Origin of the sequence: Thalassospira lucentensis (assembly GCF_032921865.1) — a bacterium.
In the GTDB taxonomy this organism is placed as follows: Bacteria; Pseudomonadota; Alphaproteobacteria; order Rhodospirillales; family Thalassospiraceae; genus Thalassospira; species Thalassospira lucentensis_A.
Genome location: NZ_CP136684.1, coordinates 3,800,894 through 3,812,256 on the forward strand (window position 1 = coordinate 3,800,894; position 11,363 = coordinate 3,812,256).

At 51.3% G+C, this 11,363-nt stretch carries 11 protein-coding genes; 5 read left to right on the forward strand and 6 right to left on the reverse strand.

Translation table 11 applies throughout. The features are described 5' to 3' along the window. Positions 1-230: 230 nt before the first annotated feature. From ectA to mazG, 5 genes are all read left to right on the forward strand, one after another. The gene (gene ectA, locus R1T41_RS18370; RefSeq protein WP_317338420.1) at positions 231-779 is read left to right on the forward strand and encodes a diaminobutyrate acetyltransferase; all 549 of its coding nucleotides are present in this window, start codon (positions 231-233) and stop codon (positions 777-779) included. A 114-nt stretch (positions 780-893) separates the two neighbouring features. Continuing rightward, complete coding sequence (gene ectB / locus R1T41_RS18375; RefSeq protein ID WP_062958515.1) at positions 894-2,177, forward strand: diaminobutyrate--2-oxoglutarate transaminase; 1,284 nt, start codon at positions 894-896, stop codon at positions 2,175-2,177. Between the two features lie 66 nt (positions 2,178-2,243). Then, positions 2,244-2,645: an ectoine synthase gene (locus R1T41_RS18380; RefSeq protein WP_062948834.1), complete on the forward strand. Its 402-nt coding sequence runs from the start codon at positions 2,244-2,246 to the stop codon at positions 2,643-2,645. 85 nt (positions 2,646-2,730) lie between these two features. Continuing rightward, on the forward strand, positions 2,731-4,230 hold the full coding sequence (locus R1T41_RS18385) for an aspartate kinase (RefSeq protein WP_062958514.1): 1,500 nt from the start codon (positions 2,731-2,733) through the stop codon (positions 4,228-4,230). Positions 4,231-4,378: 148 nt separating this feature from the next. Continuing rightward, positions 4,379-5,203 carry a nucleoside triphosphate pyrophosphohydrolase gene (gene mazG, locus R1T41_RS18390; protein WP_317338424.1) on the forward strand — a complete coding sequence of 275 codons (825 nt, stop codon included), beginning with the start codon at positions 4,379-4,381 and terminating at the stop codon, positions 5,201-5,203. A 17-nt stretch (positions 5,204-5,220) separates the two neighbouring features. Here mazG and R1T41_RS18395 read toward each other — a convergent pair whose 3' ends face one another. The 6 genes from R1T41_RS18395 to R1T41_RS18420 form a co-directional block, all read right to left on the reverse strand. Next, positions 5,221-6,027, reverse strand: a complete 807-nt coding sequence (locus R1T41_RS18395) for an inositol monophosphatase (protein WP_317338426.1) — start codon at positions 6,025-6,027, stop codon at positions 5,221-5,223. Between the two features lie 56 nt (positions 6,028-6,083). Next, positions 6,084-7,460: a GTPase HflX gene (gene hflX / locus R1T41_RS18400; protein ID WP_317338428.1), complete on the reverse strand. Its 1,377-nt coding sequence runs from the start codon at positions 7,458-7,460 to the stop codon at positions 6,084-6,086. Beyond that, complete coding sequence (gene hfq / locus R1T41_RS18405; RefSeq protein ID WP_062948826.1) at positions 7,423-7,677, reverse strand: RNA chaperone Hfq; 255 nt, start codon at positions 7,675-7,677, stop codon at positions 7,423-7,425. The genes hflX and hfq overlap by 38 nt, the downstream gene beginning before the upstream one ends. Positions 7,678-7,867: 190 nt before the next feature. Further along, the gene (locus R1T41_RS18410) at positions 7,868-8,485 is read right to left on the reverse strand and encodes an HAD family hydrolase (protein WP_317338432.1); all 618 of its coding nucleotides are present in this window, start codon (positions 8,483-8,485) and stop codon (positions 7,868-7,870) included. A 65-nt stretch (positions 8,486-8,550) separates the two neighbouring features. Beyond that, complete coding sequence (gene trkA, locus R1T41_RS18415; protein ID WP_062948822.1) at positions 8,551-9,930, reverse strand: Trk system potassium transporter TrkA; 1,380 nt, start codon at positions 9,928-9,930, stop codon at positions 8,551-8,553. Positions 9,931-9,972: 42 nt separating this feature from the next. Then, entirely contained in the window at positions 9,973-11,358 is a 1,386-nt protein-coding gene (locus R1T41_RS18420; protein ID WP_317338435.1) for a sigma-54 dependent transcriptional regulator, read from the reverse strand. Between the last annotated feature and the right edge of the window lie 5 nt (positions 11,359-11,363).

Sequence of the window (11,363 nt, forward strand, 5' to 3'; positions counted from 1 at the left end):
GATTTTCTAAGTATAATTCAATCGGATTTCGCTAAATTAAAGGCTGACCATATTTTGGTTTATGGATTAAATGCTGCACGTGAAAATAAATTTTTTACACAATAAAATCAATCTATTATAATGTTTCACGTTTTCGTCACCGTTGATATGTTGACGTTTTTCCATCGATATTCTATATATTTCTCGCGACATGTAAGATCGCATATCGAAATAATGAGGCAGATAGACCGATGAAAATTGCCACCACAAGCGGCAATCGCGGCCACAAAGCCAATCTTACGATCCGGAAACCCAAGGCCGTAGACGGTGCCGCAGTCAATGAACTGATCGCGGAATGCAAGCCACTGGATGAAAATTCAGTTTATTGCAACCTCCTGCAGTGTTCGCACTTTGCCGACACCTGCGTGATCGCCGAACTTGACGGTCAACCTGCGGGCTTCGTTTCCGGCTACATTGTACCGGAAAGTCCTGAACGTCTGTTTATTTGGCAGGTTGCCGTATCGCCCAAGGCGCGCGGTTTAAAACTGGCGAAATCCATGATCCTCGAAATTCTGGACCGCCCGATCTGTCATAATGTGACCGAGCTGCAGACGACAATCACATCGTCCAATGCGCCGTCACAGGGTGTTTTCCGTTCTGTTGCACGTGAACTCGAAACCGAGGTCAAGCGCAAGGTCCTGTTCGAGCGTGAAACGCATTTCGATGGTGCTGCTGCCAGTGAAATATTGTGGCAGATCGGCCCGTTCGAGCGTGCCGATGTGGCGCGTGTCGCGGCCTGATTATCCGCTCGTACTTTTCTGAATTCTGATGCCATTTAATTGGAACAACCGGCTTGACCGGACGTTTGGCATGACAGAACCATTTTTTATTTTCCCAATCAAAAAGAGGGAATTATGACTGTATTTGATCGTCTTGAATCGGAAGTTCAGAGCTATGCGCGCTCCTTCCCCGTAACCTTTGAAAAGGCTGAAGGTGCTTGGCTGACCGATACTGACGGCAAGCGTTATCTCGATTTTCTGGCTGGTGCCGGTAGTCTGAATTATGGTCACAACCATCCTGTACTGCAGGAAAAACTGATCGACTATATCAAGTCGAACGGCATTACCCACGGATTGGATATGCACACCAAGGCCAAGGCAGCTTTCCTCGAAGCAATGGAAAGCAAAGTGCTGAAGCCGAGAAACATGGATTACAAAATCCAATTTACGGGGCCCACTGGTACGAATGCAGTTGAAGCTGCTCTTAAACTTGCCCGCCGCGTGAAAGGACGCGAAACCGTCATTTCGTTCACCAATGGTTTCCACGGCGTGACACTTGGTGCATTAGCCATTACCGGTAATGAACACCACCGTGGTGCCGCCGGCGTATCACTTGATAATGCGGTTGCCGTACCGTTCGACGGTTACATGGGCGACGGTGCCGACACGACCGAGTATCTGGACCGCGTACTTGGTGACAATTCGAGTGGCATCACCCTGCCCGCTGCCATCATCGTTGAAACTGTTCAGGGTGAAGGAGGTTTGAATGCGGCAGATTTCGGTTGGCTGCAGAAACTGGAACAGGTTTGTCGCAAACACGACATTCTGTTGATCGTTGATGACATCCAAGCTGGTTGCGGTCGCACCGGAACTTTCTTTAGCTTTGAGCCAGCTGGGATCAAGCCGGACATGGTAACGTTGTCGAAATCTCTCTCGGCTTATGGCTTGCCGCTGGCTGTCGTTCTGATCAAGCCTGAATACGATGTCTGGCATCCGGGTGAACATAACGGCACGTTCCGCGGCAATAACCATGCCTTCGTAACGGCGGCCGCGGCACTTGATCATTTTTGGTCGGACGATAAGTTCGCTAAAGATGTTCGCGACAAGGCTGATTTCCTTGGCAAGCGTCTTGAACAGATTGCCGACCGTTATGGTGATGGCAAAATCTATCGCAAAGGTCGTGGATTGATGCAGGGCATCTGCTTTGAAAGCGGTGAACTCGCATCCAAAGTTACTAAAGAATGTTTCGCGCACAATCTGGTCATTGAAACCAGTGGCCCGGAAGACGAGGTTGTCAAATGCCTTGTGCCGCTGATTATTTCGAAGGACGATCTGGCCCATGGTCTGGACATTCTTGAAATGGCGACAGCCAAAGCAATGGGCAAGGAAATTTCTTCGGCAAAAGCTGCTGCCGAATGATTTTGGCTAGGGCAACGCATTGGCGTTGCCCTGCCCCGTAACTGAAATTAAATCAAAGAGTTAAATATGATTGTTCGTACACTGAAAGAATGTGAAGCATCAGGGCGCCGGGTTGTTGCCGAAAACTGGGAGAGTACCCGCCTGTCACTTGCCGATGATGGGATGGGTTTCTCGTTCCATATCACCACGATTTATGCCGGCACAGAAACCGAGATTTGCTATGCGAATCATTTCGAGACGGTCTATTGCATTTCGGGCAATGGTGAAGTTGAAACCATAGCAGATGGCAAGAAATACAAGATTGTACCGGGCACTGTTTACATTCTTGATAAACACGACCGTCATTACTTGCGCGGCGGTACTGAGGATATGGTTGTAGCCTGCGCATTCAATCCGCCACTTAACGGGCGTGAGACGCATGATGAGAACGGCGTCTATCCACTTGATGGTGATGCACTTGCCAGCTAGGGCTTTGAACTTGGGGCGGCCATCACGGTTCGCCCCAAGCTCTGACGACGTAGATTTTCAAGGAAACGCCCCCAAAGGAGGCACCATGCTTTCAGCCCAGAAAAAGACTGCCGCAAAAACGGACGCTGGGCATAGCGTTCATAAGATCGGCGGAACGTCGATGTCGCAGGTCAGTGCCGTGATGGACAATATCCTTGTCGGCAATCGCAGCGACAGCGAACTTTATAACCGCGTTTTTGTGGTTTCGGCTTATGGCGGTTTTACCGACATGCTGCTGGAAAACAAGAAAACCGGCGAAGCTGGCGTTTATCAACTTTATGCGGGCTCGGAAACCGATTGGGCATGGGGTGATGCCCTGACCAAGGTTTCTGAGAAGATGTGTGCTATTAACGAAGAAATCTTTGGTGATGCGCCTGAACTTAAATTGGCCAACGCCTTTGTTCAGGAACGTATCGAGGGCACACGCAGTTGCCTGATGGATTTGCACCGCCTTTGCAGTTTTGGGCATTTCAAGCTTGAAAAGCACTTGCTGACGGTACGTGAGATGCTGAGCGCGATCGGTGAATCACATAGCGCGCACAATACAATGCTGCTGCTCCGTGCCAAGGGGGTGAACGCGGTCTTTGCCGACCTTTCGGGCTGGCGCGAGCCGGAAGCATCGACGCTTGATGGTCGTATCGAAAAGGTATTTTCCGATATCGATATTTCCAAGCAGCTTCCGATTGCCACAGGATATGCCCAGTGCAGCGAAGGTCTGATGAGCATTTATGGCCGCGGCTATAGTGAAGTGACATTTTCTCGTATCGCCTGCCTGACGCAGGCGCGCGAAGCAATCATTCACAAGGAGTTCCACCTGTCGAGTGCGGATCCACGTATCGTTGGCGAGGATGCCGTGCGTCCGATTGGTCGCACCAGTTATGACGTCGCCGATCAGCTGTCGAATATGGGGATGGAAGCCATTCATCCGCGTGCAGCCAAGGGGCTGCGTCAGAATGACATTCCGCTGCGGATCGCCAATACGTTTGAACCGGAACATCCGGGAACTGTAATTGACGATCATTGGGATCCGGATGACAGCCGTGTGGAAATCGTGACCGGTGTGCCGACGGCATTCGAGATCGAGGTTTTCAATCAGGACATGGTTGGTGTTGCTGGTGGTGAAGAGACCATTCTAAGCGTTCTGAAGCGTTTCAGGGTTCCCACTGTCACCAAAAACCTTAATGCAAATACGATTACGCATTATGTGTCAGCCCCGCTCAAACAAATCCGTCGCTGTGTCGACGAGATTGAGGCGAAACAACCCGAAGCCAGTGTAAAGACACGTAAGGTGGCGATTGTTTCCGTAATTGGTGCGAACATTGATCAACCCGGCCTGTTTGCCCGTGCGGTTAGCATTCTGGATGCAGACGGCATCGAACTTGTGGCAAGCCATTATCCTAGCCGCAGGGTCGATCTGCAGTTCGTGGTTGCCGAAGGCGACTTCAACAAGGCAATCAAGGCACTGCATCGCGGCCTTATCGAAGGCAAGAAAAGCAAATCTGACGATAAAAGCTCCGACAGAGCCGAAGAGCTTGCTGCTGCCTGATTACGTTTATTCTCTATCAAATAGCAAAACCCGCCAGCGTATCTGCTGGCGGGTTTTGTTTTGCTATATCGGGCGGCTTGCCAGACAGGATCAGGCACGTTAGGACAGAACACCAATCACATGCCAATGACACCGGGGCAAAAGAAATATGACCGATCATAATAGCAAGGCAATCAATGCATTACTGGATGTCATGGCAAGGTTGCGTGACCCGGATGGAGGTTGTCCCTGGGATCTGGAGCAAAACTTTGCGACCATTGCCCCCTACACTATTGAGGAAGCCTATGAAGTCGCTGATGCGATAGCCCAGAATGATATGAACGAATTACGCGAAGAACTCGGCGACCTGCTGCTGCAAGTCGTCTTTCATTCGCAAATGGCATCTGAAGAAGGCCATTTCACTTTCGAAGATGTTGCAAACAGCATTGTATCAAAGATGATTGTCCGTCATCCGCATGTGTTTGGTGATGGTGACGCCAAAACCACCGATGGCGTCAATCAGACCTGGGAAAAGATCAAGGCCGCAGAGCGCGCAGAAAAGGCCGAGACGAAAGGGCATGAACGCCATAGTGCTCTTGATGGTGTAGCAAGCGCCCTGCCCGCACTGATGCGAGCCGAGAAGCTTACAAAACGGGCCGCGCGCGTCGGATTTGACTGGCCCTCTCCAGACGAGGTTTTTGACAAGCTGCACGAAGAAATCGGCGAGCTGCAGGCGGAACTGACCGAAAACCCCAATCACGACCGGATTGAAGACGAACTTGGCGATATGCTGTTTGTCATGGCAAATCTGGCACGCAAGCTGGGCGTTGACCCGGAAGTCGCGTTGCGTCGCGCTAACCACAAATTCACACGCCGTTTTCATTTCATCGAAAACGAATTGGCCCGTGATGGGCGAAGTGCAAGCCAATCCGATCTGGAAGAAATGGATGCGCTATGGAATGAGGCCAAAAAGGCAGAGCGCAATAACGGCTGAAGGATAAAAAGGCGATGCTATCCGAACAAAGGTAGCAGAATCTCGTTCATTTCTGCCCAAAGTTCCGGCGATGATGCACATAGTAACCCAGGTGCATTGCCATTGGCGTGATATTCATCTGATCCTGCTGCGGTGATATATTTGGCAACACCACCCGCCTCACGCACCAGCAAGGTTCCGGGGGCATGATCCCATGGTTTCAGGTTGCGATAGGCACAGAAGTCAAAAAGCCCTTGGGCAATTTCCTGATATTCGGCCCCACAGCAAGAATAGTGGGCAACCTCGTCAAAGAAATCGAGATGTCCGTAATGCCTGCGGATACGGTCACGGGCAAACGAGATCAGGAAACCCTTGGCATCTTTTGCCACTTGAATGTTTGAGCGAACATGCACAGGGGTGCCGTTATGGAGCGTCCCTGCCCCTTTCTCCGCGACTGTTGCCGAACCTTCAATTGGATCAATGATCCAGGCCGCGACGGTTTCATCGCCATGATAAAGGGCAACCATGCACCGAAACGGCTGACGATGATGTGCAAAATTCTTGGTCCCGTCGACAGGGTCGATGATCCAGACCGGTGCATTATTGGAAAATACACGTTCTGGTAATTTTGGATCGGCGTGGGCCGCCTCTTCACCCAGCGCAACACTGCCAGGCAAAAGGTCGCAAAAACGTCTTGTCAGAACCCGTTCTGCCTCCGTATCGGCGATTGTCACCAGGTCCATGGCATGGCTCTTGGTATCGATATCGCTTTCTTCCAACTGGCCAAAGCGTGGTGCTATTTCCTCGGCCGATACTTCGCGGATAATTTCGGTAATCTTATCCATATCGACGCTGCGCACGCTTTGTTCCTTTCCAGTTTTAATTAGGGGTTCGATCCTGCCTATACGAGGTGAGGATCGAACCCGGATTTTGCACACCAGTCTTCAAAACGACCGACGCGACTATCATCAATGCGAACCTGCACCGAAATACCATTCTCACCATCCAGACGCTTCAGGACTTCTCCTTGCTCATACAGCCGTGCCAGTGCCTTTCCGTCCGAATAAGGAACAAGCACTTCGAAAATCGGCATATCCTCGGTTAGACGATCTTCGATCAATGCCAGCAAGGCATCGCAGTTCGTGCCTTTGATCGCGGAAATCGCGATTGTGTTGGCGTTTCGCGATGAATATTCCTGTACCGCTGTCAGGTCTTCGCCTTCAAGCTGATCGCATTTATTCAGCGCTTCTACCAGTTCTTCGCCATCAATCGCTTTTTGCAGTCCCAATGCTTTAAGAACTTCAAGAACATCAAGCTTTTGGGCCTCCGCTTCGTGCGAAGACGCGTCGCGAACATGCACGATCAGATCGGCTTCAAGAACTTCTTCAAGCGTGGCCCGGAATGCGGCCACAAGATCATGAGGCAGGTCCGAAACGAATCCCACGGTATCAGACAGGATGACCTTTCGACCGCTTGGCAGCTCCAATCCACGCATGGTCGGATCAAGCGTTGCAAACAACATGTCTTCGGCAAAAACATCAGACACCGTTAATTGATTGAACAGTGTTGATTTTCCTGCGTTGGTGTACCCGACAAGCGCCACAATCGGATAAGGGACCCGACGGCGCGCTTCGCGGTGAAGTTCACGCGTCCGTTTGACTTCTTCCAGTTCGCGGCGGAGCTTTGCGAGCTTGTCTCCAATCAATCGACGGTCGATTTCGATCTGACGTTCACCCGGACCGGCAAGGAAGCCACGACCGCCGCGCTGACGTTCAAGGTGTGTCCATGTCCGAACCAGACGAGACTTCTGATAGCTTAGCAACGCCAGTTGAACCTGCAATCGCCCCTCGCGGGTGCGCGCACGGTCGGCAAAGATTTCGAGGATAAGGCCCGTCCGGTCGATGACCTTGCATTTCCATTCACGCTCCAGATTACGCTGCTGGATCGGGGAAAGCTGACCATTGATCATAACAATGTCGGCTTCTTCGGCTTTGATCTGATTGCCCAGACGCTCGACCACACCAGTCCCGAACAGGGTTGCCGGTCGTGTTTTCGCAATGGGCACAACATCTGCGCCCACTACATCAAAATCCAGTGCGCCGGTCAGGCTGACGGCTTCTTCCAGTCGCGACGACGCGTCGCGCCAGGATCCAGCCTGATCCGCACGTTTAAGTTCCGGATGGAAAACGAGGACCCGGGGGCTGTCATCTTCGCCGTTAGCCCCCGCAGTCAGAGATTCGTCAGCTATTTTCTTCGTCCGCAGGCTGGCTCGGATCAAACAGTTTAATCGGCGTCGTCGGCATTACTGTCGAAATCGCATGTTTGTAAACGAGCTGGGTGTGAGCATCGCGCCGCAGCAAAACTGAGAAATTGTCAAACCAGGTAATGATGCCCTGCAATTTGACTCCGTTGACCAGAAACACGGTAACCGGCGTTTTGTTTTTACGGCAATAATTCAGGAATACGTCCTGAACATTTTGTGATTTTTCCGCCATTGGTTAGACCTAGCCTTCTTTTATGAGCGTTTTTATCGTTTCGGGTGGTCAAGGAAAATGCAGAACCGATGACTTTTCTGTCTGTTACGGCTCCGGCCCCATTTTTATGACCTGACTGAACTATAAGACTTTCGCAAAGCTTTTTACAAGCCTTACAAGCGCTTCGCAATCGGGGAAATGCCAATCTGGGCTAAGAGTTCGCGGAATTCGTGGCATCCCCGTGACCGGTAATTTCGTCTCCGATCAATATCGCCGTCGCACCAACATTCCGCGCACACTGAATATCGACAACACTATCACCAACAAACCACAGATTCTCATATTGCGCCGCAGCAGAGTCGCCCATGGCCAGATGTACTGGATCAGCCGCCGGTTTGTCATTTTGGGCATCTGTCGCTCCGACAACGCCACCAAAAAAATGGCCCCAGTCAAGATGGGCAACTTCGGAACGCAGGAAATTTCCGTTCTTGTTGCTAACCACCCCGAGATAAGTCCCCTGTTCACGAAGTGCCATTAACAGATCATAGGCCCCCGTCAGCGGGGTCAGGGTTTCAAGATGAATTGCCTTGAAATGGGCATAGAACCTGTCTTTGGCTTCCTCCCAGAGATCATCGCCAAACAAGGTTGGAAAGCTGTCACGCAACGAGCGTGCTACACGCGTTTTGGTCTCGGCCAAATTCCAACGTTCTTTGCCAAAATCATCAAATGTCAGATTAAGCGCTGCCTGAATGGTTTCCCAGCTATCAACAAGCGTGTTGTCCCAATCAAAAATAACCGCCTTAGGAGGAAGAAGCATTTTATCTGACATAGAAATATCCGCGCATCAAAGTCGGTTTCATTCGTGCAAGGAATGTTTTCCTCACCGCTGTTTTTTTAGAAATATTCAAGTCGAACAGCGAACATCTTCTCGACTTTCTTGATCTGTTCCGAACCAGCAAAGACGACAATCCGGTCATTGGCCTCGATTACAGTGTTTGCACGTGGCATAACCACTTCATCATCTCGGAGGATGGCCCCAAAAACCACGCCTGCGGGCATGGCGATATCCTTGATAGCCTTGCCTACAATCGGCGCTGTCTCAAGTGCTTCGGCTTCCAGAACCTCTCCAAATCCCTCGGAAAGACTGTGCACAGCACGAATTCGACCACGTCGTACATGATGCAAAATGGTCGAAACTGTTGTCATACGCGGGCTGATAACAACGTCAACGCCAAGTTCCGACACCAGCGACGTATAAGTGCTCTTGTTGATCAGGGTCAGTGCTCGCGGGCAGCCGTACCGCTTCGCCAGAAGTGACGACAGTATATTGGTTTCATCATCGTTGGTCAGTGCCACAACGGCTTCTGCGTTTCCGACATTTGCTTCTTCCAGCAGTTCTGGATCAAGCACGTCACCGCGCAGAACCACGCTTTTCTTCGGTAATTTCTGTGCAACGAAACGGGCACGTTCCGGATCAGCCTCGATCAGACGCGTGGTTACACCGGGGAAATTCTGATTGATTTCCTCGGCAAGAAACAGCGCAATGTTGCCGCCACCGAATATCACAATCCGTCGCGCTTCAGGATCTTCGTGACCAAAGGCCGACATTGCACGATCCACCTGATCGCTGGATACGGCCAGATAGACCAGATCGCCTGCCAGCATCTGATCATCACCCTTGGGATAAACCGGCTTGTCATTGCGGATCATCCCAAGGATCGAAATATTCAAATCAGGGAAAAGCTGGTGTAATTGCCGAAGTGGCGTATTGATTACCGGGCAATCTTCATTGCACCTCAGCCCAAGAATTTTGACCTTGTCATCCGCAAACGGGATCATGTCAAAGGCGCCCGGCGCGCGCAAACGACGTGCGACAGCACGGGCCACTTCCATTTCCGGCGAAATGACCACATCAATCGGCAGCTTTTCACGGCCGAACAAGCTGGCCCATTCCGGTTGCAGATAGGTCTGACTGCGAATTCGGGCAATTTTTGTCGGTACATTGAACAGGGAATGAGCAACCTGACAAGCCGTCATGTTGACTTCATCGGCAAAGGTCACGGCGATCAGCATGTCAGCTTCATCGGCACCAGCTTGCTGTAAAACGTCAGGATGCGATCCAAAGCCAATGATGCCTTTGACTTCCAACGTATCGGAAATCTTGCGAACAAGTTCTTCCGACTGGTCGATAACTGTCACATCATTGTTTTCTGCAGCAAGATATTTGGCAATGTGGAAGCCCACCTGCCCGGCGCCGCAAATGATGACCTTCATTGTTTCGTCTCCCGTTCAAAAGCTCCGGATCGCGATGGCGGATTATTCCGCACGCTCCCCATTCACGCCCAGACTTTTGAGTTTTCGATGCAAGGCAGAACGTTCCATACCGACAAAGCTTGCAGTTTTGGAAATATTCCCGCCAAAACGTTCCACCTGCGTTTGAAGATATTCCTTTTCGAACATCTCGCGGGCTTCGCGTAGAGGCAATGCCATGATTTCACTGGTTTTATCAAAATTCAAAGATACCGGAACATCTTCAAACAACTCAGATGGCAGCATTTTGCCACTGATGACATCCGTACTGTCATCTGGTGCCATCATGATCATCAGACGTTCGATTACGTTGCGCAATTGCCGAACATTCCCGGGCCAGTCGTATGAATGCAATGCGGCGAGTGCTTCTGCGGAAAGCTTGCGTTTTGGGAGCCCGGTTGCCTCTGCATAGCGTACAAGAAACCATTCTGCGAGGTCAGGGATATCGTCACGACGCTGCTGCAGGGACGGAACCTGCAACGGCACGACATTCAGGCGATAGTACAAGTCCTGACGAAACCGCTGCTCCGCAATCCTTTCTTCCAGATCTCGCGCGGTTGTTGCAATAACGCGTACATCCACGCTAACGGGCACAGAGCCACCGACGCGCTCGAATGTCTGCTCCTGCAGAACGCGAACGATTTTACCCTGCGTTTCCAATGGCATATCTGCCACTTCATCAAGCAGCAAGGTTCCACCATGTGCGAGTTCCAGCACACCTGTACGTGCTTCCCGATTGGCCGCAGCGACGGCACCAAACAGTGATTCTTCCATTGTACCGGGCGAAATATTCGCGCAATTCAAAACAACAAAAGGTGCTTCGGCACGGGCAGAATTTTTGTGGATCAGACGCGCAACGACTTCCTTTCCCGAACCCGCCGGGCCCGAAATCAAAATTCGGCTTCCAGTGCGGGCCACACGGTCAATCGCCTGGCGCAATCCATTAATGACAGAAGAACAACCAACCAGTTCGGTGTCTCCCCCTGCCCGCATGGTCAGTTCGCGGTTCTCCCGGCGCAGGCGGGCATCGTCGATTGCGCGTTCGACGACCAGCAACAGCCGATCCGTATTGAATGGCTTCTCAATGAAATCATATGCACCGTTACGTGACGCTTCCAGTGCCGTTTCGATGTTGCCATGTCCCGAAATCATGACGACAGGCACTTCACTATGTTCACGCTTGATCAGTTTCAGAGTCTCGATACCATCGTGATCGCTTTCGTCCATCCAGATATCAAGAATCACCAGACTCGGCCGCCGTGCGGCAACCTCTGACAACGCTTCCTGGCTTGAACCTGCCTGTCGGGTTTTGTGCCCTTCGTCTTCGAGGATTCCGGCGATCAGTGCCCGGATATCTTCTTCATCATCGACGATCAGAATATCGTGCGCCATGTCGT